Origin of the sequence: Gordonia liuliyuniae (genome assembly GCF_021738805.1) — a bacterium.
Lineage (GTDB): Bacteria > Actinomycetota > Actinomycetes > Mycobacteriales > Mycobacteriaceae > Gordonia > Gordonia liuliyuniae.
The window spans coordinates 20,935-46,927 of the sequence record NZ_JAKKOR010000012.1; the positions used below are offsets into that span (position 1 = coordinate 20,935).

Consider the following 25,993-nt stretch of genomic DNA (forward strand, 5'->3'; position numbering starts at 1 on the left):
CACCTTATCGACGTCGCAACGGAATCGTCGCGGTGACCGCGAACCCACCGTCGGTCGTCGACTGCGACGTCAGTCCGCCGCCGACGGCCGATGCACGTTCGGCCATTCCGATGAGACCGTGCCCGCCCCCCGGCTGCGACACGTGATTCGGATCGGCAGGCGGACCGTTGACGATCGACACGACGGCGGCACCGTCGCCGTCGACCATGCGGACGACGATGCTCGAACCGGGTGCGTGCCGGGCGGCGTTGGTGAGCGACTCCTGCACGATCCGGTAGACGGCGGCGCCCGCCGCACCAGGTTCGCCCCACTCGGCCACTCGGTCGGCGTACTCGACGGTGACGCCCGCCGCCCGGACCTGAGTGATGAGGTCGGGCAGGTCACCGACGCCCTGCACCGGCCGAGTCGACGGCGAGTCCGCGGGCCGCAGGACACCGAGAAGCTGCCGGACTTCGTCGAGTGACTGCCGGGCGGCGTCGGCGATCGCCGTGAACTCGGCTTCCGTCGCAGGCCCCACGGTCTCGGGTTCCTCGGCTGCGGCGAGTCGGTACTTCGCGGTCTGGGACATGACGACCACCATGGACATGCGATGGGCGACGACGTCGTGGAGTTCCCGCGCGATCCGGGTCCGCTCGGCGAGGACTGCTTCCCTGGCCTGCGCGGTCTCGGTCTCGATCGCCTGTTCTTCGATCTGTTTCTGCGAGGACAACCGGTAGCGGATGAACGCGACCCCGATCGTCGCGACTACCAGCGCGAAGATCCACCCGAGCTTCGCGCCCGGCCCGACGCCGATCGCGAATGAGCCCGCGGTGATCGCGGCGACCAGCGGCAACCTCACCAACGGCTGGGTGATCAACGCCGCCACCGTCATCGCGATCAGGACGAGGAACATCGGGATCGGCATCGGGAAGTCGGTGTCCGGGTGCGGGACGAGGCTGGCGACCGAAGCGGTGATCACCACCATCGCCCACCCGGTCCGGACTGCGACCGGCCCGGCGAAGATCAACGCCATCGGCACGGACGCGGCCACTGCGAACAGCGGCAGCAGGTACGCGGGCATCGGGTTCGACATCGCGAGGTTCGGCCAGGTGACCGCCGTCATGGTCACGGCCGCCACCATTGCGACCCAGTTCCACACGCTGCCCAGGTATCGACGCAGCGTCGGGTCGGGCACCATGTCGAAGGAGACGCGTCGCACGGTGTCCAAGCTCCTACCGGCCACACTCCTACCGGCCCGGCTCTTGCCGGCCCGCTTCTTACCGAACAGTCTCTTCACGTCTTGACAGTAAGGCCGAAGCACGCGGCTGCGCCTCCCCCACAGGAGCGAGACCGCCCCGTACCACGGGGTGACAACGGCCCCGTCTGTCACCGAGACGTACGGGGCCGCAATCGCTTTCGCGGGCGATTCGGGTCGGTGCCGCGGGTTGCGACGGTGATGTCATGACCGTGAACTCCACTCCTGCAAGTCCCGTCCGGCGTGCTGTCCGGCGTGTATGCCTCGGCTTGGCGACCAGCATTCTGGCGCTGTTCTTCATCGGCGCGGCGGGCGTCGCAGCAGTGGTCGCCGCATCCCCTCCTCGGGTGGGCCCAGTGGTGAGCGACGTCGACCGCGCTGTCGCCGACCTCGTCGGATCGACGCCGGCCGACGCCCTGGCTCACCTACCCGCGGGATTCGAGTCCACGATGGGGTACCGCCCGGTCCTGGAGGACTCTCGGCCGGTGAACCCGACCGGCTCGTGCTCGTCCCCGGTTCCGCTGCCGGGACGATTCGAACCGGCATGTCGCGCACACGACTTCGGCTACGACCTGCTCCGTTTCGGGGAAAAGACCGGCAGGACCGTCGCACAGTGGGCACGGCGCGCACTCGACGGGATGCTCGTCGACGCGATGCACGACTCGTGCACCAATCCGCTGTGCGATGTCGCAGCCGCCGTCGCCGACAGCGGTCTCACCGCCAACTCGTGGCGGCAGGACTGGCGAACGCCGACGTCCGAGTCGACCGGCGACATGATGTCGACGACGACACTTCGCGTCGTCGAGGCGATCGGGACGCGGCGATGATCGCCCGCGTGCATCCCGCGGTGGTCGTCGGCGGCGTCGCCGGGTGGGCCCTGGCGTTGGCGCCTGGCCAGTTGCCGCGCCCCGCGCTGCTTCTCGCCGTCGCAGGCGCGGTGTTCGCGCTCCTCGGCATGGGTGTGGGCGCGCTCGTCTCGATGTTCACCCGCGGGCGCACGGCGAGCCGCGAGCTTCTGGTCGGGACGGCCGTCGTCGCGGGTGGGCTCCTGGTGACGGCGCTCTGGTGGCAGACGCGGGTGTGCGAGGACCTCGGCGCACCGAGTCCCGGGCCCGGGTGGGCGGCGGCGGTCGCGGGGGCTCCGCTGCTAGCCGCGGGTGCCGTCGTCCTTATTCCGGCGCGGGCGTTGGCGATCGGAGCTCTCCTCACCGCCCTCGTCGCGGGACCGGCCGCGACGGCGAACGCCGCCGCGCCGAACATCCCCGACGATCCGCGGCTGACGTACTCGATGCTGTCCGACGACACGCTCGACGACCGTGCTCGCGCACTCGTCGACACGTGGGCGGCATCGGACGGGCCCGATCAGACGGCAGTGGTGGTCGCCGTGCCGACCGGCTCCGGGTGGATCGACGCGAGCGCCGTCGACGGTTTCGTGAGCCGGTTCGGCGGGTCGGTCCGCTTCCTGGCAATGCAGTACTCGAACGTTCCGTCCTGGCAGGCGTACCTCCGCTCGCCGGACACCGCGGGCGCGAGTGCGATCGCAGTACTGCGCGCACTCGACGAACAGTCGGCGACCTTGCCGAATCCTCCGCACGTGTACCTGTACGGACAGAGTCTGGGCGCCATCGGCGCGGACGCCGCCCGCGCGTGGGCCGACCGCACCGGCGTCGACGTCGCCGGGACCGTCTTGTCCGGGGCTCCCGCGGGCAGCGTCGAATCGCTACCGGAGTGCGCCCGACGAGTCAGCATCGCGAACGCCACCGACCCGGTTGCCGACTTCCAGGCGTCCCTGCTGTGGCGGGCGCCCCACCACGCGGGCGGCACCCGCACCATCGGTACGACGCCGTCCGCTCGGGCGCCATGGACACCCGTCGTGTCGTTCGTCGGGACTGCGCTCGACCTGGCTGTCTCGTTGGACGGACCGGTCGGCAGCGGGCACCACTACGGTGTCGAACAGGGGCTCGCCGTTACTCAGATGCCCGGCGGCTGTCAGGCAACCGGCCCGCGCGCCGCCTCGTAGGCGGCGCCGACCCGGTACAACCGGTCGTCGGCGAGGGCGGGCGCCATGATCTGCAGACCGACGGGCAGCACCGCACCGCCGTCGCTCGCGGTGCCCGACGGCACCGACATGGCGGCTGTTCCAGCCAGATTCACCGGCAGGGTGCACAGGTCGAACAGGTACATGGCCAGCGGGTCGTCGACCTTCTCGCCCAGTTTGAACGCGGTCGTCGGCGTGGTCGGCGAGATCAGGACGTCCACGTCCTGGTACGCCTTCTGGAAGTCCCGCGCGATCAGCGTGCGCACCTTCTGCGCCTGACCGTAGTAGGCGTCGTAGTAGCCCGAACTCAAGGCGTAAGTGCCGATCATGATGCGGCGCTTGACTTCCGGACCGAATCCGGCGGCGCGGGTGAGCGCCATGACCTCGTCGGCGCTGTGCGTGCCGTCGTCGCCGACACGCATGCCGTACCGCATCGCGTCGAAGCGCGCGAGGTTGCTCGACACCTCGGACGGCAGGATCAGGTAGTACGCGCCGAGCGCGTACGAGAAGCTCGGACAGTCGACCTCGACGATTGTCGCGCCCAGCGAGGTGAGCGTCGCACACGCCTGCTGGAACGATTCGAGGACGCCCGCCTGATAGCCGTCGCCCTGCAGCTGTTTGACGACGCCGATACGGACTCCCGTCAGGTCGCGGTTCGCGCCTTCGCGGGCCGCCGCGACGACGTCGGGTATCGGCGCGTCGATCGACGTCGAATCGCGCGGATCGTGTCCGGCGATCACTTCGTGCAGGAGCGCGGTGTCGAGCACGGTGCGACCGCACGGGCCGCCCTGATCGAGCGACGACGCGCACGCGACGAGTCCGTAGCGCGAGACGGTCCCGTACGTCGGCTTCACTCCGACGGTCGCGGTGACCGCGGCGGGCTGGCGGATCGAGCCACCGGTGTCGGTGCCGATCGCGAGCGGAGCCTGGTGCGACGCGAGCGCGGCCGCGCTGCCACCGCCGGAACCGCCCGGGATCCGGTCGACGTCCCACGGGTTGCGGGTCACCTGGTAGGCGGAGTTCTCGGTGGAACTGCCCATCGCGAACTCGTCCATGTTGGTCTTGCCGAGGATCGGGAGGCCGGCCTCACGGAGCCGACGGGTCAGGGTCGCATCGTACGGCGAGACCCACCCTTCGAGGATCTTGGAACCACACGTGGTCGGCGCGTCTGTCGTCGTGAAGACGTCCTTGAGTGCGATCGGCACACCGGTCAACCCGCTCGGCGCCTGCCCGGCGGCGATCGCCTCGTCAGCGGCGCGGGCCGCGTCGAGCGCTTCAGCCGCCCCGACATGCAGAAACGCTCCGAGCTGGTCGTCGATCTCGGCGATCCGGTCCAGGTGTGCCTGGGTCACCTCGACTGACGACAGCTCGCGGGACGCGATCTTCGCGCCCAGATCGGCTGCCGACAGCCCGGTGATCTCCCCGGCGGCGCGGGTGCTGGTCTCGGTCACTTATTCCTCCCCGAGGATCTGCGGTACGGCGAAACGGTCCTGTTCGACGGCGGGCGCACCCGACAGCGCCTGCTCCGGTGTGAGACCGGGGACGACGACATCGGGCCGCAGCACATTCTGCAGGTCGGCCGGGTGAGCTGTCGGCGGCACGTCGTCGGCGGCCACCTCGGCGACCTGCGCGACGTGGGTCAGGATCGAGTCGAGCTGGTCTGCATACTGATCGAGTTCAGCGTCGGTCAACGCGAGACGCGACAGCCGGGCAAGGTGCGCGACCTCGTCTCGGCTGATCGCCGGTGAGGGTGCGGACTCCGATTCGGTTGGCATCGCGAAGTACCTTTCTCGCCTGCGGGGTGGACCCTGGGATGGGCACCGTCCAGGATATGGGAGAGCCCCGGACGGATTTGCGGTGGCCTCGGCGGCGCGGGCGACGTAGCGTGATGGGCATGATCATCGTCACCACCAACGAACTTCCCGGATACCGGATCGAGCACGTCTTCGGCGAGTGCTTCGGCCTCACGGTCCGGTCCCGCCACATCGGGTCGAACATCGGTGCTGGTCTGAAATCTTTGGCGGGCGGCGAGTTACGCGGCATCACTACGCTTCTTCACGAGTGCCGCCAGGAGGCGTTGAGCAGGTTGGCCGCCGAGGCGCAGGGCCGCGGCGCGAACGCCGTTCTCGCGTTCCGGTTCGAGACCACCGAGTACGCGGGCGGCGGTGGCGTCGAAGTCTGCGCGTACGGGACCGCGGTCGGGGTGAGTGCGTTGGCGGGCGGTCCGCCGGTGCCGAGCCAGCCGGTCGCGCCGCTCCCGCCGCAGCAGTAGTCGGCGGTGTCGTTCCTACTCCGTCTGCGCCTGTCCGACCGACCCGGCAGTCTCGGCATGCTCGCCGTCGAGCTGGGTGCGGTCGGCGCAGACATCAGGTCGCTCGAAGTGATCGAACGCGGTGAGGGCTACGCGATCGACGACATCGTCGTCGAACTGCCTCCGACGTCGCTGCCCGACACACTCATCACCGCCGCGCAGAACGTGCACGACGTACGCGTCGAATCGTTGCGCCCGTTCTCCGATGTGCTCGATACCCATCAGGAACTGGAGTTGATCGACGTCGTCGCCACCGGCGGCCCCGACCGGCTGCAAGTGCTCGTCGATCATTCGCCGCGCGTGCTCCGCGCGTCGTGGGCGATGGTCGTCGCGAAACCCGGTATCGACGTGCTCACCCTGTTCGCGAGTTCGGGCGCACCCGAGACCCCGTTGGAGCAGGCCGATTGGCTTCCGCTCGACGCTGCCGCCGGGTTCGGGTCCGACAACGGCTGGATGCCGGACGTCTGGCGCGACATGGACACGACGTTGGCGGCCGCGCCGATGGGCGACGGCGCCAAAGCACTGCTGTTGGGCCGTACCGGCGGCCCCGAGTTCCGCCCGTCGGAGGTCGCCCGCCTCGGCTACCTGACCGGGATCATCTCCACTGTCGTCGACGCACCCTCGACCTAGCGCCCGGTCACTCGGCGCGGCCGGTCGCCAACAGCGTCTTGAACGCGTCTTCGTCAAGGACCGGCACACCGAGCTGCTCAGCCTTGTCCGCTTTGCTGCCGGGCGAGTCACCGACGACCACATAGTCGGTCTTCTTCGACACCGATCCGGAGGCCTTGCCGCCGCGCGCGATGATCGCCTCCTTCGCGCCGTCACGGGTGAAGTCGACGAGTGACCCGGTGACGACGATGCTCTTCCCGTCCAGCGTGCGCTCGATCGATTCGTCGCGTTCGTCGACCATCGAGACTCCCGCGGCACGCCACTTCGCGACGATGTCGCGATGCCAGTCGATGGTGAACCAGTCGTGGATGCTCTGTGCGCGCGTCGGGCCCAGTCCGTCGACGTTCGCGAGCTCGTCGACGGAGGCGTTCGCTATCCGCTCGAGCGACCCGAACTCGGTGGCGACGGCCCGCGACGGCGTCGGTCCGCAGTGACGGATCGACAGGGCGACCAGTACCCGCCACAGCGGGACCTGCTTGGCTTTGTCGAGATTCTCCAGGAAGCGTCGCCCGTTGGCCGACAGCGCGCCGCCCTTCGTCGTGTACAGCCCGGTCTTGAGGAGATCGTCCTCGGTCAACGAGAAGAGGTCGCCCTCATCAGTGAGGACACCGCTCGACAACAGCGACTGTGCGCCCTCGTATCCCAGCGCTTCGATGTCGAACGCACCGCGGCCCGCGAGGTAGAACAGTCGCTCACGGAGCTGCCCGGGACACGTGCGCTGATTCGGGCAGCGGATGTCCTTGTCGCCCTCTCGCGCAGGTGCCAGCGCGGTGCCGCACTCCGGGCAGTCGGTCGGCATCACGAAGGCCCGTTCGGTGCCGTCTCGCAGGTCGACGACGGGACCGAGCACTTCGGGGATCACGTCACCCGCCTTACGGATCGTGATCGTGTCGCCGATGAGAACGCCCTTGCGCTCCACCTCGAAACCGTTGTGAAGCGTCGCACGCGACACCGTCGAACCGGCGACGGTGACCGGCTCCATCTGCGCCCACGGTGTGACACGTCCGGTCCGCCCGACGCCGACCAGGATGTCGAGCAGCTTCGTCGTGACCTCTTCGGGCGGGTACTTGTAAGCGATGGCCCAGCGCGGCGCGCGTGAGGTCGCGCCCAGGCGGCGCTGCAGGGTCACGTCGTCGACTTTCACGACGAGTCCGTCGATCTCGTGGTCGAGCTCCGGCGAGTGTCGGTTCTCGCCCCAGTAGTCGACCGCCGCGAGCACGTCGTCGGCTCCAGTCACCTTCCGCGTGTGCGCGGACACCGGGAGCCCCCACTCGGCGAGCGCCAGGTAGGCGTCGTGCAGCGACTCCGGTCGCCAACCGTCGATCCGGCCGATGCCGTGGCAGATCATCCGGAGATTACGCTTCGCGGTGACCTGCGGATTCTTCTGCCGGAGCGAGCCAGCCGCCGAGTTGCGCGGGTTCGCGAACGGCGGCTTGCCGTCGGCGACCAGCGACGCATTGAGCGTCGCGAAGTCCTCGAGCCGGAAGTAGACCTCGCCGCGGACTTCGAGCAGTGCCGGGACCGGACGCTCAGCGGTTCCGGTCAGCTGATGCGGCACACCGACGATGGTGCGCGCGTTCAGGGTGACGTCTTCGCCGGTCCGTCCGTCGCCACGCGTCACACCGCGCACCAGCGCACCGTTCTCGTAGACCAGCGCCAGTGCGACGCCGTCGATCTTGAGTTCGCACAGGAAGTCGATGCCCTGGCCGGCGTCGGCTTCGGTGCGCGACACCCAGGCCCGCATCTCGTCGGCGTCGAAGACATTGTCGAGCGACATCATCCGCTCGAGGTGATCGACCGACGTGAAGTCGGTCGAGAAGCCACCCCCGACGAGCTTGGTCGGCGAGTCGGCTACGGCCAGTTCGGGGTGCGCCGATTCGAGGCTGATCAGTCGCTGGAACAACTCGTCGAACTCGCCGTCGCTGACGACCGGCGCATCCTGCACGTAGTAGCGGAACTGGTGCCCACGGACTTCGTCTGCGAGCTCGGACCACTGCCGGGCTGCGTCATCAGAATCGGCGTCTCGGGCCTGCGGTTCAGGAGCCTGGGGATCAGTCACGCATTTAGATTATCGCAGGCCTACGACACCGGTATTCTGGCGGAATGCCGCATCCGGTCATGTTCGACGACGCCGACGAGATCCTCACGCAGGTCCGGCGACGCGCCCTCGCATTCCCCGAAACCACCGAGAAGATCGCACACGGTCGGCCGACATTCCGGTGCGGCAAGATGTTCGCCATATATGGCGGCTCCCGCAAGGGCGAGACGAAATCGCCGCTGAGTAACGCGCTCCTGTTCGTCCCGGATCCCGGGGAACGCGAAGCTCTCGTACAGGACGACCGTTTCTTCGTGCCCGCGTACGTCGGAGCCTACGGCTGGCTGGGCATCGACCTCGCCCGCCACGACACCGCCGACGACTGGAACGAGGTCACCGAACTTCTCGACGCATCGTTCCGGCAGATCGCCCCGAAACGCGCAGTCGCGGCACTCGACGCCGGATAGGGCCTCGCAACATAGGGCCTCGCAATACCGGGCCTCGTGCTACAGGGCGTCCGGGTCCTGCGCCATCAACTCGGACGTCCGCGACGCGATCCGCAGCGCGGCGGCCGCCCACTCGGGCGACGCCTCAGCGAGGCCGGTGTGCGGCGTGACGATGACGTTGTCGCGCAGCACAGTTCGAGGAAGACCGATCTCGTCGATCAGGACGGCCATCCGCTGGGCGATCTCCTCGGCACGCGGCGCGACGAGCGGACGCGACGGCGGGACCACGCCGACGAGCATGATGCCGCCCTGGTCGAGGTACACGCCCAACTGGTCTTTCTCGCCGTCGGGAAGCGGGTGTGAGAAGTCGACGGTCACCGCGTACGAGTCGAGCATCGAGCACAGTTCCGAATGCGGTCGATCGCCGCCGTGCAGGATCATCGGACGACCGATCACCGCAGCCATCTCCTCGAGTCGCTGGGCGATCAGCGGCGCAGGAACCGGCGGTATCGGGTCGAGCCTCGTCAACGGCGTGACACTTCCATCCAGCACTCGCTCCAAGTCCGGCTCGTCCAATTGGACGATGACCTGAGCGCCGAGGCGACGCTCCACCTCCCGGACGTGGTCCGCCAGCCCGTCCGCCATCGACGCGACGACATCGCGTCGAGCACCCTTGTCGCGGACCACCTTGTGCCCGTTGCGCAGTTCGACCCGCGCGCCGTAGGTGAACGGACCGCACAGCTGCACTTTCAGGAGACGACCGGTGCCGATCAGTCCCGCCTCGTCCCAGTGCGCCTCCACCGCGTCGAGGTCGCGCGCCAGGAAGTCCCGAGCGCGCCGCATCACCGAACCGGAACGCGACGTCATCCGGTAGGCGTCGTGCACCACCTCGAACGGCATGTCGATCAACACGGCGCCTGTGCGCCCGACCGAGTCGGCGCCCACGCCGCGGGCGGGCAACTCCGGTAGGAACGCGAAGTCGGTCTCGCCGGAGACCATGCGGACCGCTTCGGCCGGGTCCGCTCCCGGCATGGGCCCGATCCCGGTGCCCAGCCCCGAGGGCATGCCCTCGACGCGACCGGTCACCTGGTGGCCTCGACCGTGTCCGCGATCCGGGCACAGCCGACCACCAGGTCGCCGTTGGCGCCGTCGGCTGCGTACAGGACCGCTGCCTGGCCGCGTGCCACACCGCGCAGCGGGGTGCGCAGCTCGATCCGCATCGCCGGTCGCCCGTCCACCTCGATCGGTGTGGCGACCGCAGGCGCCAGACCACCGTGCGCGCGTACCTGCACCGTGCACTCGACTGGTCCGTCCGGAGTCGTCCCCGACGTCCACACGGCTTTGACCGCGGTCATCGCCGACACGTCGAGATCGACGGCGGTGCCGACGGTGACGGTTCCCGAATCCGGGTCGATCCCCGTCACATATCGCGGAGCGCCGTCGGCCGCGGGAGCCTCGATGCCGAGCCCCTTGCGTTGGCCGATCGTGAATCCGTGGACGCCGTCGTGGTCGGCGAGTTTCTCGCCGGTCGACGAATCGACGACCGCGCCGGGTCGGACGCCGATCCGGGCGCCCAGGAATGCCCGGGTGTCGCCGGACGGGATGAAGCAGATGTCGTGCGAGTCCGGCTTGTTCGCTACGGCGAGACCCCGGCGTTCGGCCTCTTCGCGGATCTGTGGTTTCGGGGTGTCGCCGATCGGGAACATCGCCCGGTCGAGCTGCTCGTGGTCGAGGACCGCCAGGACGTACGACTGGTCTTTGTCGGCGTCCACCGCCCGGCGCAACTCACCGTTCGCCAACCGCGCGTAATGCCCGGTGGCCAACGCGTCGAAGCCGAGAGCCTGCGCGCGTTCGGCGAGCGCCGAGAACTTGATCTTCTCGTTGCACGACAGGCACGGATTCGGGGTCTCCCCTGCAGCGTACGACGCGACGAACTCGTCGATCACGTCCTCTTTGAATCGATCCGCGAAGTCCCACACGTAGAACGGGATGCCGAGAACGTCCGCGGCACGGCGCGCGTCGTCGGCGTCCTCGCGCGAGCAGCAGCCCCGTGAACCCGTGCGCAGTGCGCCCGGTGCCGTCGACAGCGCCAGGTGAACTCCGACCACGTCGTGGCCGGCCTCGACCGCGCGCGCGGCAGCCACCGCCGAATCGACGCCGCCGCTCATCGCCGCAAGTACTCGCATTACCGTGCCCCTCCTGTCGGCGCCCCGGACACCGACAGCGTCCCGGCCGCCCGCGCCCGCTCGGTGACCTCGTCGATCACCTGCGCCACCGCGGTCACATCATCGTCGTTGTTGTCGTGGGCGAGTGAGAAGCGCAGCGAACCGCGCGCCGTCGCCTTGTCCATGCCCATGGCCAGCAGCACGTGGCTCGCCGCCGCGACGCCCGCTGTACAGGCCGACCCGGTGGAGCACTCGACGCCCTTGGCATCGAGAAGCATGAGCAGCGAGTCGCCTTCGCAGCCGTCGAAAGAGACGTGCACGATGCCGGGGAGTGACCCGCCGGCGCCCGTACCCAGCGCACCGTTGACGCGCGCGTGACCGCCTGCGGTGAGCACGGCGATCAACCGGTCCCGCAGGTTGATGACCTGCGCGGTGTGCTCGTCCCGACGCGAGACGGCCTCGCGCAGCGCCGCAGCCATCCCCGCCACTCCCGGGACGTCCTGCGTGCCCGATCGGACGTCCCGTTCGTGCCCACCGCCGTGCAGCAATGGCGTGCACGCGACATCACGCCGCAGCAGAAGTGCCCCGACGCCCTGCGGACCGCCGAACTTGTGTGCGGCCACACTCATCGCTGACAGGCCGCTCGCCGCGAAATCGACGGGGACGTGTCCGACTGCGGCGATCGCGTCCGAATGAACGGGCACACCGTATTCTGCGCCGAGCGCGGCGACCTCGGTCACCGGCTCGATCGTGCCGACCTCGTTGTTCGCCCACATGACCGAGATCACCGCGACCGACTCGGCGTCGTCGGCCAAGAGAGCGCGCAGCACGTCGAGACGCACCGTGCCGGCCTCGTCGACCGGCAACACGACTAGTTCGGCGCCTGCCTCGTCGGCCAGCCACTGCGCGGGATCGAGGACCGCGTGATGCTCCACCGCGGACACCACGACCTTGCGTCGGCGGCCGTCCTCACGCCGTCGCGCGGCGTAGATCCCCTTGAGCGCGAGGTTGTCCGCCTCGGTGCCGCCGCCGGTCACGATCACTTCGGACGGGCGTGCTCCCAGGTCACGGGCGATCGACTCGCGCGACTCCTCGAGGATGCGGCGCGCTCGCCGTCCGGAGCCGTGCAGCGACGACGCGTTCCCGGGAAGAGCCCAGGCCGCAGCCATCGCCTCGGCGGCCGCAGGGACCAGAGCGGTCGACGCGGCGTTGTCGAGGTAGACGGAAGGGCGGGGTGTGGGCATGACTCGTCCCACGATAGCCGCGGGGAGTCACCGGGAGAAAATCCTCGGCCTCGCCGCGCCGGTGCCGGACCAGGTGGCCGGCCCTCGCTCGAGTCCGGTGATTCGCTCCTCACAGACGTCCGCGAGCACTCTCCGGTCGGGCACCGGAAGTTGCAGCGCGAACACCGTGACCGTCACCGTGAGATCGCGTGCCGCCACGATGCGGGTGAAGGTGGACCCCACTGTGTCGTCACCGATGAATCCGGCGAGCGTCGCCGGCCGACCGGCTTCGGCGTACGCCAACCGGAGCGGCAGGACCGGCACGCCCGCATCGACGGCTGCCTGGAAGAACGCCGGACGGAACCGTCCCGCCGCACCGCCGCACCAGGTGGTGCCTTCGGGGAACACCGCGACCGCTCGGCCGCGGTCGAGGATCTCGCCCACCCGCGCGATCATCGGGGCGAGCCTGCGCAGGTCGCCGCGCACGTGCGGCAGCACGCCGAACAGTCTCGCCACGTAGCCGAACCCCGACATCTGCAGCACCTCTCGTTTGGCGACGAACCGCGCGGGGGCGACGGCGGCGATCGCCACGATGTCGAGGAAGGAGATGTGGTTGGCGACGATCAACGCTCCGCGCACGCGCCTCGCCTGGCGGGGGCGACGGTCGTCGACGTCCAGACGCACGCCCATCGACGCCAGAGTCAGCCGCGCGCTTGCCCGCCAGTAGCCGTGCCGGGCGCGACGCGGCAGCAGGATGGTGGCGAGGCCGACGACGAGGACGAGGACCGCCACGAGGCCGAATGCGGCGCACCGCATGCCGATCCGTAGACGCGATGCGCGCGGTGTCGACGGCACGCAGTCGACACCGCACGGGCTGACGGGCACCCACTGGTTCACGTCGGTCAATCCGTGCTCTTGAGCCGTGCCATCGCGCCGCGCAGACGATCGACGTACCGCGCCTCCCCCTGCGTCCGATCCAAGACGGTGAGGAAATCACCGACGTCGAAGACCTCGTCGAAAGCCGGCTCACCGCACACCCGCGCGCCGAGTCGCGTGTAGCCGCGCAGCAGCGCGGGCAGCCGCAGCGTGGGCGGAGGCTCCAGGTCGTCCAGCGTCCGGCCGTCGACGTCGACACGGATGCGCGGGAACGCCTCCCACTGCGCGCGGTATTTCTCTCGGGCGAGGTCACGGATGCCGCGCAGTTCTCGGCCGCGGCCGATCGGAGCGTCGAGTGGCACTGACACGCAGCCCATCATGTACCGGTAGCCGCCGTCCTCCAGGTAGCCGAGGAGTGCGGCCCACAGCATCGCGGTGACCGAACCGCTGCGGTGTGCGGGGTCGACGACGGCGCGCCCCATCTCGACGGTCTCGCCGCGAATCGGATCGAGTTGCGCGAGGTCGAACTCGCCTGCCGAGTACCAGCCGCCCGCGGCGATCGCGCGGGGCGGCGGGAGGACGCGAGCGCAACCGACGAGCGCGTCGGTCTTCAGGTGCCGCACCAGCAGATGGTCGCAATACTCGTCGAACACGTCTGCGTCGCGGCCCGATGCCGCGTCACCGATGGAGTCGGAGTATCCCGGCTCGTTGTTGAACACGTCGAAACGCATGCGTTGCGCCGCGTCGATGTCGTAGGAGTCGTGGGTGATCGCCACTTCGTAGTCCCCACCGGACAGAAGCACCGTGCGCCTTGCCGAACTCGTCACTGTCATGACTGCAGTCAACGAGACGCACGGAACCCGCCGGGCACGGCGGCGTGACGTGTCCGCGCACGCCGGGTGAACAGACGGGGACACACCAGATTGCGACACTCCAGACAGCGATACTCCAGACAGCGACGCCCGGCCGGGAATGTCCGGCCGGGCGTCGTCGTGTGGTTCTACATGCGCGTGATCACTTGCGCTTGTTGACCTCTTCGGTCAGCTGCGGGGCGACGTTGAACAGGTCGCCGACGATGCCGAAGTCGCTGATCTCGAAGATCGGAGCCTCTTCGTCCTTGTTGACGGCGATGATCGTCTTCGAGGTCTGCATGCCCGCGCGGTGCTGGATGGCGCCGGAGATGCCCAGCGCGATGTACAGCTGCGGCGAGACCGTCTTACCGGTCTGACCGACCTGGAACTGACCCGGGTAGTAGCCGGAGTCGACCGCTGCACGCGATGCGCCGACAGCCGCGCCCAGCGAGTCCGCGAGGGCCTCGACGACGCTGAACTGGTCGGCCGAACCGACACCGCGGCCGCCCGAGACGACGATCGACGCCTCGGTCAGCTCCGGGCGGTCTCCGCCGACGTTCGGCTCGAATCCGGAGATCTTGACGGCGTTCTCGGCCTGTGCCGGAACGTCGACGTTGACGACCTCGCCCGCGCCCGCGGCCGGTGCGGCCTCGACGCCGCCCGGGCGGACCGAGATGACGGGGGTGTCGCCGCCGGCCTGGGCGTCGACGGTGAATGCGCCACCGAAGATCGAGTGGACGCCTGCGCCGCCCTCACGGACCTCGATGACGTCGGTCAGCAGACCCGATCCGAGACGAACGGCGAGACGGCCCGAGACTTCCTTGCCGTCCGCGGTCGCGGCGACGAGCACGCCTGCCGCACCGGTCGACTCGGCGAGCGACGACAGTACGTCGACCTTCGGCGAGACGAGGTAGTTCGCGACGTCGTCCGACTCCGCGACGTAGATCTTCTCGGCGCCTGCCTCGGCGAGTTCGCCGGTGACGGCCGCGCCTGCGCCCGGCTTGGCCACGACGACAGCCGACGGGCTGCCCAGTGCGCGGGCGGCGGTGATGAGTTCGCTGGTGACCTTCTTCAGTCCACCCTCGGTATCCTGCTCGACGAGCACGAGTACTTCAGCCATGATTGTTCTCCTGAATGTCTTTGGTAGTCGCTGGAACTGGGGCGGGGATCAGATGATCTTCTGGCCGACCAGGTATTCAGCGACCTTCACGCCGCCGTCGCCCTCATCGGTGACGCGCTCGCCTGCGGACTTCGCGGCCTTCGGCGTGACACCGGTGACGGTGCTGCCCGCGTTCGCGAGGCCGACGGTGTCGGCGTCGACGCCGATCTCGGCGAGGGTCAGGACGGCAACTTCCTTCTTCTTCGCGGCCATGATGCCCTTGAAGGACGGGAAGCGCGGCTCGTTGATCTTCTCGTTGACCGAGACGATCGCGGGCAGCGTGGCCTCGACGTGGAAGATGCCCTCGTCGGTCTCGCGCTCGCCGCGCAGCGTCTCGCCTTCGACCTCCAGCTTGCGCAGGTGCGTCAGGTGCGGGAGCTCCAGGTATTCGGCGACCATCGCCGGGACGGCGCCGACGCGACCGTCGGTCGCCTCGTTGCCTGCGATGACCATCTCGACGCCTTCGACGGTGCCGAGGGCGCTGGCGATGACATAGGCGGTCTGGACGGCGTCCGAGCCGTGCACCAGATCGTCCTTGATGTGGATCGCCTTGTCGGCACCCATCGAGAGCGCCTTGCGGATCGCGTCGGTCGCGCGGTCGGGACCGACCGACAGGAGGGTCACCTCGCCGCCGTCGCGCTCCTTAATCTGCAGTGCTTCCTCGACCGCGCGCTCATTGATCTCATCGAGAACAGCGTCCGCAGCCTCGCGGTCCAGCGTGAAGTCGCCGTCGGCGAGCTTTCGCTCGGACCAGGTGTCGGGAACCTGCTTGATCAGAACGACAATATTCGTCATGGGTCTGCGTCGACCTCCTGCGTCGGGTTCGGCAACTTACCGGCGGGTAAGGCCCTGGGTCATTATCACCTTAGCCGCTGTACACCGCGCCACAGAACGTGGCGTCCCTCATACGAGCGGACGGCGCGGTGCAAGTGGAGAGAATTCGTTCCACTACCCTCGTGCAAATGAGCGAACCGCAGGCCGCCGATCAACTCGCCCTCACCGGCGAGCGAACCGTCCCGGGAATTCCCGCCGAGAACTACTGGTTCCGGCGCCACGAGGTGGCCTACGAATACATTCTGCGGCGCTGCGCGGGCCGCGACGTCCTCGAGGCCGGATCGGGTGAAGGGTACGGCGCGTCGATGATCGCGCAGGCCGCGCGGTCGGTCACCTGTGTCGACTACGACGAGCAGGCGGTCGCCCACACGCGACGCGCGTACCCGGAGCTCACCGTGCACCAAGGCAACCTGATCGACCTCCCGATCGACGACAATTCCGTCGACACCATCGTGAACTTCCAGGTCGTCGAGCATCTCTGGGATCAGAGTGAGTTCGTCCGCGAATGCCACCGGGTGCTGCGCGGAAGCGGTGAACTGTTCATGAGCACCCCGAATCGGATCACCTTCTCGCCCGGCCGCGACACTCCGCTCAACCCGTTCCACACTCGTGAACTGTCTGCGAGCGACCTCACCGAACTGCTGTCGGACGACGGTTTCGACATCGTCGCGATGCTCGGCGTCTACCACGGCGCACGACTGCAGGAGTTGGACGCCAAGTGGGGCGGTTCGATCATCGACGCGCAGATCGACCGTGCTCTCGCGGGTGAACCGTGGCCGGACGAGTTGGTCGACGACGTCGCGGGCATCACGGTCGCCGACTTCGACATCCACCGGTCCACGGACGCCGACATCGACGCCAGCCTCGACCTGCTGGCCGTCGCCGCGCGCTACTGAACCCCGAGGCGACGATGACCGACCGCGTACCCGGCCAGTTCACCCTCGTCCTGCACTCGCATCTGCCGTGGCTGCCGAATCACGGGCGGTGGCCGGTCGGTGAGGAGTGGCTCTACCAGTCGTGGGCCGACAGCTACCTCCCGGTGTTCGGGGTGCTGAGGCGTCTTGCCGCCGACGGATTCACCGATCAGCTCTCACTCGGCATCACCCCGGTACTCGCCGCCCAGCTCGACGACCCGTACGCGGGCGCCTCCATGTACGAGTGGCTCGCCGACTGGCAGTTGCGCGCGATCGAGGCTGCGACGTCTCGCGACCGGGACCGCGCAGAGTCCGGTACACGGGAATTCCGTGCGGCCGCGGCAGCGCTCACCGACTTCGAGACGCATTGGCGGCACGGCGGCAGCCCGCAGATCCGCTCTCTCGTCTCCTCGGGCGTAATGGAATTGCTCGGCGGGCCGCTCGCCCACCCGTTCCAACCGCTTCTCGACCCACGTCTGCGTCGTCTGTCCTTGCGTGAGGGGCTCGCGGATGCGCGACTGCGGTGGGGGTCGACACCGTCGGGCATCTGGGCGCCCGAGTGCGCGTACACGCCGGGCATGGAGGTCGAGTACGCCACTGCGGGGGTCAGGCACTTCATGGTCGACGGTCCGACGCTGCACGGCGACACAGCGCTCGGACGTCCCGTCGGTGACAGCGACATCGTCGCCTTCGGCCGGGACCTGACCGTCAGTTACCGGGTGTGGTCGCCCAAGTCCGGCTATCCCGGGCACGCCGACTACCGCGACTTCCACACGTACGACCATGAGACGGGTTTCAAGGCGGTGCGGGTCACCGGGAAGACGGTGCCCGCCGACGCTAAGAAGCCGTACGACCCGGCGCGCGTCGACGCGGCGCTCGACAAACACGTCGATGACTTCGTCGGCGCAGTGCGCGACCGTCTGATCTCCGAATCTGACCGCATCGGTCGGCCGGCGCTGGTGGTCGCGGCCTTCGACACCGAACTGTATGGGCACTGGTGGCACGAGGGGCCGATCTGGTTGGAGCGTCTGCTGCGGCGGCTACCCGAGGCCGGGGTCACCGTCGGCACGCTGGACACCGCTCGGCGCGACGGCTACGTCGGCGAGCCGGTGGAGCTCTCCGACTCGTCGTGGGGTTCGGGCAAGGACTGGCGAGTCTGGGAAGGACCGCAGGTGCAGCATCTGGTGCAGTTGAACGGGGAGGTCACTGCGACCGCGCTGGACAGCCTCGACAAACGGGCGTCGTCCGCCCCCGACCCGCGGCCCCGCGACGAAGCCGCCGACCAGCTTCTGCGCGAGACCCTGATGACCGTCCAGTCGGACTGGCCGTTCATGGTGTCCAAGGACACCGCGGCAGGCTACGCCCACGACCGCGCCTACAAGCATGCACACGCCACTCGAGAGATCTGCGCGGCGTCCGACGCCGGCCGTGAGGAACAGGCTCTTCGCCTGGCTCGTGGGTGGAGGAACGCCGACAACCTGTTCGGCGCGCTCGACGCGCGACGCGTGGAGGAGCGGTGAACGCGCCGGTGAAGGTCCTCATGGTCTCGTGGGAGTACCCGCCTGTCGTCGTCGGCGGCCTCGGCAGGCACGTCCACCATCTCGCCGAAGCGCTCGCCGACCTCGGCATCGACGTCACCGTCCTCACGCGTCGCCCGTCGGGCACCGACGCGTCGACACATCCCACGACGGACGTCGTCGTGAACGGGGTGCGCGTCATTGCCGTCGCCGAGGACCCGCCTGAGTTCGATTTCGGTGTCGACATGATGGCGTGGACGCTGGCGATGGGGCACGGCTTCATCCGCGCCGGGCTGCGGCTCCTCGGCCACGGCTGGACGCCGGATGTCGTCCACGCCCACGACTGGCTGGTGGCGCATCCGGCGGTTGCCCTCGCCGAGTTCTTCGACGTCCCGCTCGTCGCGACCCTGCACGCGACGGAAGCGGGCAGACACAGCGGCTGGGTCGCAGGCCACGTGAACCGCCAGGTGCATTCGGTCGAGGCGTGGCTCGCGGGCGACGCCGACTCGCTCATCACGTGCTCGGCGTCGATGCGCGAGGAGGCGACCCGCCTGTTCGGTCCCGACCTTGCGCCGATCACGGTGATCCACAACGGCATCGATGTCGACGCGTGGAGCTTCGCACCGCGCACCGCGCATGCGGGCCCGCCCGAGCTGTTGTTCGCCGGACGGCTCGAATACGAGAAGGGCGTGCAGGACCTGATCGCGGCGCTGCCGGTGATCCGTCGCGCACACCCGGGCACCACGGTGCGGATCGCGGGCGAGGGCACTCAGCTCGGCTGGCTGCACGAACTCGCCCGCAGCCACGATGTGGTAGCCGCCGTCACATTTCTCGGCAGGATGAATCACGACCAACTCGTCGCGTTGATGCACCGGTGCGACGCGATCGTCCTGCCCAGCCGCTACGAGCCGTTCGGAATAGTCGCGCTCGAAGCCGCCGCGACCGGCATCCCGCTCGTCACGTCGACCGCGGGAGGTCTCGGGGAGGCGGTCACCGACGGCGACAGCGGTTGGACGTTCGAACCGTTCGATCCGGTGGGTCTCGCGGACGCCGTCTGCGACGCGCTCGACCGCCCCCAGGTCGCGGCGGCACGCGCCCAGCGCGCCGCCGACCGCCTCACTGAGGAGTTCACCTGGCACGTCGTCGCCCAGCGGACGGCAGCGGTGTACGAGGCGGCGCATCGGCGCGAGCGCGTGGCACGTCCGCGCCCGGAGATTCCGCTCCGGCCGATGCCGGACCGAGACCCGAATGTCGACGGTTAGTCGTCGGCCGAGCCCCTCTCCCGGTTCGTGGTCAGGCGGCTGACGCTCCGCCCCTGACAGATACGTCCGGATGATCTGCCCGAAAGCATCCGCGCGACGTTGGCCGCCCGACCGAGGGTCCGGTGACCCGTCCGGTAAGGGGACCGGCCGACACAGCGGATCGAGTGCGGCATACAACTCCTCCCCGGTCACCACATCCACGCCGATCGTGGACACGATCCGCCCGTCCTCACCGGTGATCAGCGACATCTCGTTCAGCACTGGATTCTCTGCGGCCGGGATCTGATCGGGATCCTCGGCACCGACCCGGCTCGCGCGGTCCAGTCGGCAGCGCAGGTACAGCGACACGGCGCCGAGACACCACCCGGGCCACACAGGCCGCCGCAGTCTGCCCGCGGCTCGCACTCTCCCCCGAGGAACGAGCAGTCTTGAAACGGGTTCGCCGAGACTGCGGCGCGCTATCGAAATGTCAAACAACCACGGCTCCCGGAAGCACCACCCAAGAACTAAAGCAATGTTAGAACTCACCTACGACAGAAACGTATGTTCGAATTCGTTTAGCCGGGAATTGCTCGGCGCGTCGTCAGTTCCGCGATGGTTGGTGATGCTCCGCCGTGCAGCCGACCGGGCAATTCGATGCCTGATCGAGACCACAACCAGCCTGATCCGGACATATTTTCGCGCCTTCCGCAGAATCATCTGTTCAGCTGACAGTCGAATTCGTGCCAACGCGAAACGGATTCGAGGGGCGCGCCGAACTCCCCTTCGAGATCAGTGCCACACCCGGTGGGAGTGATCCACCAGAGGAGGTACGAGATGAATCGTAAGACCAAAGGCGCGCTCGCAGTGGGAGCCGGTGCCATCATTCTGCTCGGGGGCGCAGGTTCGTTCGCACTGTGGAGTGACACGGAGGACATCGCGGGCGGAAACATCACCGCAGGCGACTTCGGGCTCGACTGTGGAACCGACGGCGCATGGACTGACAAGAGCCCGACGATGAACGGTGGAACCGCCGTCGACCCCGCTGCGGATCTGATGGTCCCGGGCGACATCTGGGAGTACGCAGGCAACTGCACCGTCAAGGCGACCGGCAAGAACATCGCGGCGACCCTCGGCGTCGATCTCGGTACCGCGAACGTTCCGTCGGACAACTTCGCAGTGACGACGACGGTCAACGGCACCGACACCACCACGACACCGATCAGCGTCACGAACGGCCAGAGTCTGCCAGTCGCCGTCCGCGTGAATTTCCTGGAGAGCACCCCGAATCTCGAGGACGTCCACGCGCAGGTGACGGTCTCCGGGATGAAGATCACCCTCAACCAGGTCCGCCCGTCCTGATCTGACAAGAGTCAAGGGAACGACGACACCCGATGAGAACACGAAAAGTCCTCCTGGCCGCCGCCGGGATCCTGGTGGCTGTGCTGATCTTCGGATCCGTACGGACCACCGGAGCCCTGTGGCGTGACCAGCAGGACGGGGGCTCCGAAACCCAGTTCCACACCGGGGCCCTGGAATTGTCTCCCGGGACTTCGTCGGGGTCGTCGTTCACCTTCCTCGCACTCAACGGCGAGAATCTGGCGCCAGGAGATGCCAGACAGGCAGAACTCGACGTTACGAATACCGGCACGACGCCCCTTGAGTTCGCCCTCGACACGGCCGGACCGACCGTCCAAGGGAGCGGCGTGGTGACAGTGCGACTGTCCGGCGCGCAGGGCGCATGCCCCGGCGCGGCGACGACTGACCTGTCTGGCGCCTTCATCGCGAAAGACACCGCGGCTGCGTCTGTCGGTTTCAATTCCTCGTCTCGGCGGCTTGCTCCCGACGAGACGACGACGTGGTGCATTCGTGCCAAGCTCGTCTCGGTATCCGGTGTCGCGTCCGCGACTTTCACCATCACATTCCACTTCGCCGCAGACCAGGTGCGTCCATGACCGAACGACCGCAGACCGCTGGCGATCCCGCCCCCGGCTCAGATGCGACCGCGACCGACCGCTCGATTCCGCGTTCGATCCTCCATCATCTGTGGCAGGCCGTGTCGTGGCTATTGCTGGTCGCCGCGTTCGCGATCCTCTTCGCCGCGATCGTCGTGCCGAAGTTCGGCGGCGGACAGCCCTACTCCGTGTTGACCGGCTCCATGCGCCCGTCCTACCCGCCCGGAACGCTGATCGTCGTCAAACCGACGCAGGCCGACACGATCGGCGTCGGCGACGTCATCACCTATCAGATCCGGTCGGGCGATCCGGAAGTCGTCACCCATCGCGTCGTCGAGGTGACCCGCGCCGACGACGGCGAGCCCCGATTCATCACCCGGGGCGACGCGAACAACGTCAACGACGATCCCGCCGTCCGCCCCGTCCAGGTACGCGGAGAACTCTGGTACTCGATCCCGTACCTCGGCTACGTGAACACCTGGTTCACCGGCAACCGCCGCACGATCGTCGTGTTCGTCATCGCCGGCGCGCTGTTCGCCTACGGCGCCTGGCAGTTCTACATCTCATTCCGTGACGGGGACGAACCCGACGGGGACGGGCCGGGCGGCGACGACAGCCCGACCGAGCGACTGCCGGTCGCCGCCGCGCCGTCCATCAGCACCGAGGAGTCGACACGGTGAAGCGTCCCAGAATCGCCGAGGGCACTTCGCGCAGAGTCCGCGCCGTGCTCGCCTGCGGCATTCTGCTCGGCACCGGCGCGATCGGCACGACCGCACTGTGGTCGACGAGCGCCGCGACCGTCTCCGGGACATTCACCACCGCAGCACTCGACATCCGGGCGAACGATGAGAAGAGCTACGCGTTCGATTTCTCGGGACCTGTGTATCCCGGCTACACCACCGCTCCGAGGGTGATCAACGTGCAGAACAAGGGCGCTACGGCGTTCACGTACCGCGTCAGCGTCTCGAGCGGCCAACCGGTCGGCCGAGGCATGCAACTCAAGATGACCGCGGACACTGCGTGCAGTGGAACGGCGATCGTGTCGGCGCACCCGATCACGGAGAACCCAGTCGTGGTCTCCGCCGGTCGCGGCCCGCTCAGCGCCGGAACCGGAGCCGAGGCACTGTGCGTCCAGCTCACCATGCCGGCCTCTGGCGTGTCCCAGTCCGTCGCCGGGACCTCCGGAACCGTGCTTCTCACCTTCGATGCGACGAGCGCATGAACGGCCCCGCAGTCCGCCGACGCGGCCGCATCGGTCACACCGCTCTGAGCGTCGCCGCCGTCCTCGGCGTCCTGTGCATCGTCTCGACGCTGATCGCGCTGCTCACCGGCGTCCGACCAGTGATCTTCGAGACCGGGTCGATGGCTCCCACGATTCCGACGGGGTCGCTCGGGATCAGCAAGACAGTGCCCGCCACTGAGCTCCGTCCAGGCGACGTGGTCGGCGTTGTCCGGGAGGACGGTGTCCGGGTGACTCACCGTGTGGTCGCCGTCGACGGCGTCGCCGGGAACTCGGTGACGTTGACCATGCGCGGCGACGGCAACGACGCGCCGGACCACGACTCGTACATCGTTACCGATGGAGCCCTGGTGTACGGAAGCGTGCCGTTCGTCGGCTATGTCGCCGCCTGGCTGCGGAATCCGTACACCGTCGCCCTGCAAGCGTTGGCGGCGATGTTCCTCCTCGCGGTCGCGTTCGCCCCCAGGAACGGATGGCGCAGGTCGACGACGGCGCAGCGGCTGCTCACCGGCACCGCGGCCGCGTCCGTCGTCGTGGTCGTCGCGTCCAGCCTGCACGCGTCGGGTGACGCCCATGCCGAGCGCGCCGACCAGGCGACCGCGACGGGCTCGCTCACCGCGATCAGCGTCAACGCGCCTGCGAGCCTGACATGCGCGAACGACAGCGGTCTGCTGTTTCAGAGCGCGATCGTGTCGTGGCCCGTTCTTGCGCAACAGCGGGGCGTCTTCACCTACTCGGTGATGTCCGGCACGACGGAACTCGGCACTGTTGTGAAGCCGACGCAGGACAGGGCGAGTTTTACGATTTACGCCGGATTGATCACATCACTCCTGAACGCTGTGCTCGGGCAAACGTTCTCTGTGCACGTGGTGGCCAAGGTCGGCAATTGGACCTCGGCGCCGAGCATGGCGCAAACGCTCCTGTACCGCGCACTCCTCCCGAGCGGTCCGGCCTGCGTGACGCCCGGCACAACCCCTGCCGCAGCGGGCCGGACGGTGCAACGGACGAACGCACCGTCGGCAGATCCATCGGCCGCGGCGCCGCCCGAATCGGCGACGCCGACCGACTCGGACGGCCACTCCTCTGAGAGCGCTCCGCCCCCGGGATCCACGTCGACGAGCGCGACGCCTGAACTGCCTGCGGGCGGGACACTCGCCGCGTCGGGTTCGTATGCGTTCTATCAGGATGGTTCGCAGCTGACGATCCGGGAGGCTTCGTCGACGGAGATCGTCTATCGGGGCGACTTCCCGTCGGGCAGCGATGTCCGCTGGCTGCCTGGAACCGACGACCTCGAGGTGACGGCACCCGATGGGACCGTCACCGTCGTGAGCGCCCAGAGCGGCGAGTGGACGACCAGCGTGACCCCGCCACCCACATCCGAGCGCCCGACACCCGACACCTCGAAGTCCGAGACCGTGCAACCGACCGAATCCAGTACTCCGGACGCTACGCCGACGGACGACGCGGCGTCGGCGTAGTAGCTGATCACGCTGCGGTCGGGTGGACGGTCATGGTTCGCCTGGCGTGCGATCGCAGTGGTTCCGGTCGGCGGTGCTCGTCGAGGCCGACACGGTTGTCGACCATGGTGATGGCCTTACCGACGGCGTCGGCCATCTCCGCCGACAACGATCCGTCCCGAACGCCGCGGCCGATCACGTCGAGACGTTCGGCGTGGTGTCCGTTGCGAACGGTGCGATGCGCAACCGACGGCGGGACCCCGATCGCGGTCAATAATCCGGCCGCAGTCCGGACTCGTTTCCGGAACGGAGTTCCCGCGACCTCCGCTGCGCGCACCAGCCGCGGCTGGGCGGCGTCGAGGACGTTGCGGGCTCGGGCTACCTCGACGATCGCCGATAAGATCTCGACGTCATCGGCACCGACCCGGCTCGCGCGGTCCAGTCAACACGCCAACCGAGCCGAGTCACCAGCCTCGTTCTCGGCGGCGGTGGGTGGAGCGAGTTCATCGACGACTCGGTCAGCGAACTCGCGAACAGTAGAAGCGAACATGACAACCCCCCTTCCTCGAGCACTGCCGGACACCCGGCAGCGCAGGAACAGCGACCCAGCGCCGAGACACCACCCGGGCCACACAGGCCGCCGCAGTCTGCCCGCGGCTCGCACTCTCCCCCGAGGAACGAGCAGTCTTGAAACGGGTTCGCCGAGACTGCGGCGCGCTATCGAAATGTCAAACAACCACGGCTCCCGGAAGCACCACCCAAGAACTAAAACAATGTTAGAACTCACCTACGACAGAAACGTATGTTCGAATCGCTGGATGCGCCGGATCGCGGTCGCTCAATCGACGTGCCCGGGAAACTTCTGACGGCTATCCACACGTCGACGTGCGGTGGGGAACCTGCACCGCTCAGGCGATACGACCGGCTATGCATAGGCGAATGCTCGTACCCTCCGGTGTAGGTTCACGAGCATCGCACTGGTTCGGCGGCCGATGCCTGAGCATCACGACTCGGTCTGCTTCTTCTTACGTTCGATGTCGGCGAGCGCACGCTCGATCTCGGCACGCTTCTCGGCTCCCGCCTCCCACGTCTCCCGACGGTTCTTGACCACACGGGCCGGCGCACCGACGGCGATCGAGTAGTCGTCGATCTCGCCGCGGACCACAGCGTGGGCGCCGAGGACGCAGCCGCGTCCGACGACGGTGTCGCGCAGCACCGTCACCTTCGCGGCGATCCAGGTGTCGGCGCCGATCCGGACCGGCCCCTTGACGATTCCCTGATCCTTGATCGGCAGTTCGATGTGGTCGGTGACGTGATCGAAGTCGACGATGTAGCACCAGTCAGCGACGAGAGTCGAGCCGCCGATCTCGATGTCCAGGTAGGCGTTGACCACGTTGTTGCAGCCGAAGACCGTCTTGTCACCGATCCGCAGGCTGCCCTCGTGGCAGCGGATCGCGTTCCCGTCGCCGATGTGTACCCAGCGACCGATCTCCATGCGGGACAGTTCGGGCGTCGCATGGATCTCGACGTTCTTGCCGAGGAACACCATGCCGCGCAGCACGACGTGCGGGTTGGTGAGCCGGAACTTCGCGAGCCGGTAGTAGCGGACGAGGTACCAGGGGCTCCAGGCGCGGTTGCGGGTGATCCAACGCAACGAGTCGAGCGTCAGGAATCGTGCCTGCTCCGGATCCCGGCGTCGACCGGCGCGCCGTCGCGAACGGTAGGACGCGTTCCACATCGTGGTCATGACGACAAACCCTAATGGACCGCGCGCGGCCTGCGGAATCAGGTTGAGGCGACACGATAGAGTCGTCCGCGAACCCCGTCC

26 protein-coding genes are annotated in these 25,993 nt (G+C 68.3%); 13 read left to right on the plus strand and 13 right to left on the minus strand.

Going from position 1 to position 25,993, the window contains the following annotated elements; all coding sequences use genetic code 11:
• Nucleotides 1-4: 4 nt before the first annotated feature.
• Nucleotides 5-1,276, minus strand: coding sequence for a sensor histidine kinase (locus L5G33_RS15990; protein WP_236998785.1), 1,272 nt, complete (start codon nucleotides 1,274-1,276; stop codon nucleotides 5-7).
• 164 nt (nucleotides 1,277-1,440) lie between these two features.
• Here L5G33_RS15990 and L5G33_RS15995 point away from each other — a divergent pair, with 164 nt between their 5' ends.
• Nucleotides 1,441-2,061, plus strand: coding sequence for a hypothetical protein (locus L5G33_RS15995; RefSeq protein WP_236998786.1), 621 nt, complete (start codon nucleotides 1,441-1,443; stop codon nucleotides 2,059-2,061).
• A complete protein-coding gene (locus tag L5G33_RS16000) occupies nucleotides 2,058-3,254 on the plus strand; it encodes an alpha/beta-hydrolase family protein (RefSeq protein ID WP_236998787.1) in 1,197 nt (398 codons plus the stop codon). The genes L5G33_RS15995 and L5G33_RS16000 overlap by 4 nt, the downstream gene beginning before the upstream one ends.
• Here L5G33_RS16000 and gatA read toward each other — a convergent pair.
• Nucleotides 3,224-4,723, minus strand: coding sequence for an Asp-tRNA(Asn)/Glu-tRNA(Gln) amidotransferase subunit GatA (gatA, locus tag L5G33_RS16005; RefSeq protein WP_236998788.1), 1,500 nt, complete (start codon nucleotides 4,721-4,723; stop codon nucleotides 3,224-3,226). The genes L5G33_RS16000 and gatA overlap by 31 nt on opposite strands.
• Complete coding sequence (gatC, locus tag L5G33_RS16010; protein ID WP_236998789.1) at nucleotides 4,724-5,047, minus strand: Asp-tRNA(Asn)/Glu-tRNA(Gln) amidotransferase subunit GatC; 324 nt, start codon at nucleotides 5,045-5,047, stop codon at nucleotides 4,724-4,726. It abuts the gene before it with no gap.
• A 119-nt stretch (nucleotides 5,048-5,166) separates the two neighbouring features.
• Here gatC and L5G33_RS16015 point away from each other — a divergent pair, with 119 nt between their 5' ends.
• Nucleotides 5,167-5,544 (plus strand): YbjQ family protein, encoded by a 378-nt coding sequence (locus L5G33_RS16015; RefSeq protein WP_236998790.1) that lies wholly within the window; start codon nucleotides 5,167-5,169, stop codon nucleotides 5,542-5,544.
• A gap of 6 nt (nucleotides 5,545-5,550) precedes the next feature.
• Nucleotides 5,551-6,213: an ACT domain-containing protein gene (locus tag L5G33_RS16020; protein WP_236998791.1), complete on the plus strand. Its 663-nt coding sequence runs from the start codon at nucleotides 5,551-5,553 to the stop codon at nucleotides 6,211-6,213.
• A gap of 7 nt (nucleotides 6,214-6,220) precedes the next feature.
• On the opposite strand, the gene ligA is transcribed toward L5G33_RS16020, so the two are convergent.
• Nucleotides 6,221-8,311, minus strand: coding sequence for an NAD-dependent DNA ligase LigA (gene ligA, locus L5G33_RS16025; protein WP_236998792.1), 2,091 nt, complete (start codon nucleotides 8,309-8,311; stop codon nucleotides 6,221-6,223).
• Between the two features lie 44 nt (nucleotides 8,312-8,355).
• Here ligA and L5G33_RS16030 point away from each other — a divergent pair, with 44 nt between their 5' ends.
• Entirely contained in the window at nucleotides 8,356-8,754 is a 399-nt protein-coding gene (locus L5G33_RS16030) for an MmcQ/YjbR family DNA-binding protein (RefSeq protein WP_236998793.1), read from the plus strand.
• 39 nt (nucleotides 8,755-8,793) lie between these two features.
• Here L5G33_RS16030 and L5G33_RS16035 read toward each other — a convergent pair whose 3' ends face one another.
• The 7 genes from L5G33_RS16035 to L5G33_RS16065 form a co-directional block, all read right to left on the minus strand.
• A complete protein-coding gene (locus tag L5G33_RS16035; protein WP_236998794.1) occupies nucleotides 8,794-9,819 on the minus strand; it encodes a uroporphyrinogen decarboxylase/cobalamine-independent methonine synthase family protein in 1,026 nt (341 codons plus the stop codon).
• Nucleotides 9,816-10,919, minus strand: coding sequence for a tRNA 2-thiouridine(34) synthase MnmA (gene mnmA, locus L5G33_RS16040; RefSeq protein ID WP_236998795.1), 1,104 nt, complete (start codon nucleotides 10,917-10,919; stop codon nucleotides 9,816-9,818). The genes L5G33_RS16035 and mnmA overlap by 4 nt, the downstream gene beginning before the upstream one ends.
• Nucleotides 10,919-12,142, minus strand: coding sequence for a cysteine desulfurase family protein (locus tag L5G33_RS16045; protein ID WP_236998796.1), 1,224 nt, complete (start codon nucleotides 12,140-12,142; stop codon nucleotides 10,919-10,921). Before L5G33_RS16045 ends, mnmA begins: the two co-directional genes overlap by 1 nt.
• A gap of 27 nt (nucleotides 12,143-12,169) precedes the next feature.
• The gene (locus L5G33_RS16050; RefSeq protein WP_236998803.1) at nucleotides 12,170-13,018 is read right to left on the minus strand and encodes a lysophospholipid acyltransferase family protein; all 849 of its coding nucleotides are present in this window, start codon (nucleotides 13,016-13,018) and stop codon (nucleotides 12,170-12,172) included.
• Between the two features lie 5 nt (nucleotides 13,019-13,023).
• Nucleotides 13,024-13,830, minus strand: a complete 807-nt coding sequence (locus L5G33_RS16055; RefSeq protein WP_236998797.1) for a GNAT family N-acetyltransferase — start codon at nucleotides 13,828-13,830, stop codon at nucleotides 13,024-13,026.
• 181 nt (nucleotides 13,831-14,011) lie between these two features.
• Complete coding sequence (locus L5G33_RS16060; RefSeq protein WP_236998798.1) at nucleotides 14,012-14,968, minus strand: electron transfer flavoprotein subunit alpha/FixB family protein; 957 nt, start codon at nucleotides 14,966-14,968, stop codon at nucleotides 14,012-14,014.
• A 48-nt stretch (nucleotides 14,969-15,016) separates the two neighbouring features.
• Nucleotides 15,017-15,802: an electron transfer flavoprotein subunit beta/FixA family protein gene (locus L5G33_RS16065; protein WP_236998799.1), complete on the minus strand. Its 786-nt coding sequence runs from the start codon at nucleotides 15,800-15,802 to the stop codon at nucleotides 15,017-15,019.
• Between the two features lie 167 nt (nucleotides 15,803-15,969).
• Here L5G33_RS16065 and L5G33_RS16070 point away from each other — a divergent pair, with 167 nt between their 5' ends.
• The 8 genes from L5G33_RS16070 (at nucleotide 15,970) to L5G33_RS16105 (ending at nucleotide 24,186) form a co-directional block, all read left to right on the plus strand.
• Nucleotides 15,970-16,737, plus strand: a complete 768-nt coding sequence (locus L5G33_RS16070; protein ID WP_236998800.1) for a class I SAM-dependent methyltransferase — start codon at nucleotides 15,970-15,972, stop codon at nucleotides 16,735-16,737.
• A gap of 14 nt (nucleotides 16,738-16,751) precedes the next feature.
• Complete coding sequence (locus L5G33_RS16075; protein WP_236998801.1) at nucleotides 16,752-18,275, plus strand: 1,4-alpha-glucan branching protein domain-containing protein; 1,524 nt, start codon at nucleotides 16,752-16,754, stop codon at nucleotides 18,273-18,275.
• 8 nt (nucleotides 18,276-18,283) lie between these two features.
• Nucleotides 18,284-19,534: a glycosyltransferase family 4 protein gene (locus L5G33_RS16080; protein WP_236998804.1), complete on the plus strand. Its 1,251-nt coding sequence runs from the start codon at nucleotides 18,284-18,286 to the stop codon at nucleotides 19,532-19,534.
• 816 nt (nucleotides 19,535-20,350) lie between these two features.
• Nucleotides 20,351-20,875: an alternate-type signal peptide domain-containing protein gene (locus L5G33_RS16085; protein ID WP_236999174.1), complete on the plus strand. Its 525-nt coding sequence runs from the start codon at nucleotides 20,351-20,353 to the stop codon at nucleotides 20,873-20,875.
• A 32-nt stretch (nucleotides 20,876-20,907) separates the two neighbouring features.
• On the plus strand, nucleotides 20,908-21,468 hold the full coding sequence (locus L5G33_RS16090) for a hypothetical protein (protein WP_236999175.1): 561 nt from the start codon (nucleotides 20,908-20,910) through the stop codon (nucleotides 21,466-21,468).
• Nucleotides 21,465-22,148, plus strand: a complete 684-nt coding sequence (locus tag L5G33_RS16095; protein ID WP_236999176.1) for a signal peptidase I — start codon at nucleotides 21,465-21,467, stop codon at nucleotides 22,146-22,148. Before L5G33_RS16090 ends, L5G33_RS16095 begins: the two co-directional genes overlap by 4 nt.
• Nucleotides 22,145-22,690, plus strand: coding sequence for a hypothetical protein (locus tag L5G33_RS16100; RefSeq protein ID WP_236999177.1), 546 nt, complete (start codon nucleotides 22,145-22,147; stop codon nucleotides 22,688-22,690). The genes L5G33_RS16095 and L5G33_RS16100 overlap by 4 nt, the downstream gene beginning before the upstream one ends.
• A complete protein-coding gene (locus tag L5G33_RS16105; RefSeq protein ID WP_236999178.1) occupies nucleotides 22,687-24,186 on the plus strand; it encodes a signal peptidase I in 1,500 nt (499 codons plus the stop codon). The genes L5G33_RS16100 and L5G33_RS16105 overlap by 4 nt, the downstream gene beginning before the upstream one ends.
• Before the next feature lie 7 nt (nucleotides 24,187-24,193).
• On the opposite strand, the gene L5G33_RS16110 is transcribed toward L5G33_RS16105, so the two are convergent.
• Together L5G33_RS16110 and L5G33_RS16115 are read right to left on the minus strand one after the other, a co-directional pair.
• Complete coding sequence (locus tag L5G33_RS16110; RefSeq protein ID WP_236999179.1) at nucleotides 24,194-24,439, minus strand: hypothetical protein; 246 nt, start codon at nucleotides 24,437-24,439, stop codon at nucleotides 24,194-24,196.
• 729 nt (nucleotides 24,440-25,168) lie between these two features.
• Complete coding sequence (locus L5G33_RS16115) at nucleotides 25,169-25,912, minus strand: acyltransferase (protein ID WP_236999180.1); 744 nt, start codon at nucleotides 25,910-25,912, stop codon at nucleotides 25,169-25,171.
• Nucleotides 25,913-25,993: the final 81 nt, after the last annotated feature.

Excerpts from the sequence above, each read along its gene's own strand:
- L5G33_RS16075 (WP_236998801.1), top strand. The coding sequence starts at position 16,752 with ATGACCGACCGCGTACCCGGCCAGTTCACCCTCGTCCTGCACTCGCAT.
- L5G33_RS16055 (WP_236998797.1), bottom strand. The coding sequence starts at position 13,830 with ATGACAGTGACGAGTTCGGCAAGGCGCACGGTGCTTCTGTCCGGTGGG.
- L5G33_RS15995 (WP_236998786.1), top strand. The coding sequence starts at position 1,441 with ATGACCGTGAACTCCACTCCTGCAAGTCCCGTCCGGCGTGCTGTCCGG.
- L5G33_RS16065 (WP_236998799.1), bottom strand. The coding sequence starts at position 15,802 with ATGACGAATATTGTCGTTCTGATCAAGCAGGTTCCCGACACCTGGTCC.
- L5G33_RS16085 (WP_236999174.1), top strand. The coding sequence starts at position 20,351 with ATGAATCGTAAGACCAAAGGCGCGCTCGCAGTGGGAGCCGGTGCCATC.
- L5G33_RS16070 (WP_236998800.1), top strand. The coding sequence starts at position 15,970 with ATGAGCGAACCGCAGGCCGCCGATCAACTCGCCCTCACCGGCGAGCGA.
- L5G33_RS16000 (WP_236998787.1), top strand. The coding sequence starts at position 2,058 with ATGATCGCCCGCGTGCATCCCGCGGTGGTCGTCGGCGGCGTCGCCGGG.
- L5G33_RS16090 (WP_236999175.1), top strand. The coding sequence starts at position 20,908 with ATGAGAACACGAAAAGTCCTCCTGGCCGCCGCCGGGATCCTGGTGGCT.
- L5G33_RS16045 (WP_236998796.1), bottom strand. The coding sequence starts at position 12,142 with ATGCCCACACCCCGCCCTTCCGTCTACCTCGACAACGCCGCGTCGACC.
- L5G33_RS16105 (WP_236999178.1), top strand. The coding sequence starts at position 22,687 with ATGAACGGCCCCGCAGTCCGCCGACGCGGCCGCATCGGTCACACCGCT.
- L5G33_RS16115 (WP_236999180.1), bottom strand. The coding sequence starts at position 25,912 with ATGACCACGATGTGGAACGCGTCCTACCGTTCGCGACGGCGCGCCGGT.
- mnmA (WP_236998795.1), bottom strand. The coding sequence starts at position 10,919 with ATGCGAGTACTTGCGGCGATGAGCGGCGGCGTCGATTCGGCGGTGGCT.
- L5G33_RS16095 (WP_236999176.1), top strand. The coding sequence starts at position 21,465 with ATGACCGAACGACCGCAGACCGCTGGCGATCCCGCCCCCGGCTCAGAT.
- L5G33_RS16030 (WP_236998793.1), top strand. The coding sequence starts at position 8,356 with ATGCCGCATCCGGTCATGTTCGACGACGCCGACGAGATCCTCACGCAG.
- L5G33_RS16060 (WP_236998798.1), bottom strand. The coding sequence starts at position 14,968 with ATGGCTGAAGTACTCGTGCTCGTCGAGCAGGATACCGAGGGTGGACTG.
- gatC (WP_236998789.1), bottom strand. The coding sequence starts at position 5,047 with ATGCCAACCGAATCGGAGTCCGCACCCTCACCGGCGATCAGCCGAGAC.
- L5G33_RS16015 (WP_236998790.1), top strand. The coding sequence starts at position 5,167 with ATGATCATCGTCACCACCAACGAACTTCCCGGATACCGGATCGAGCAC.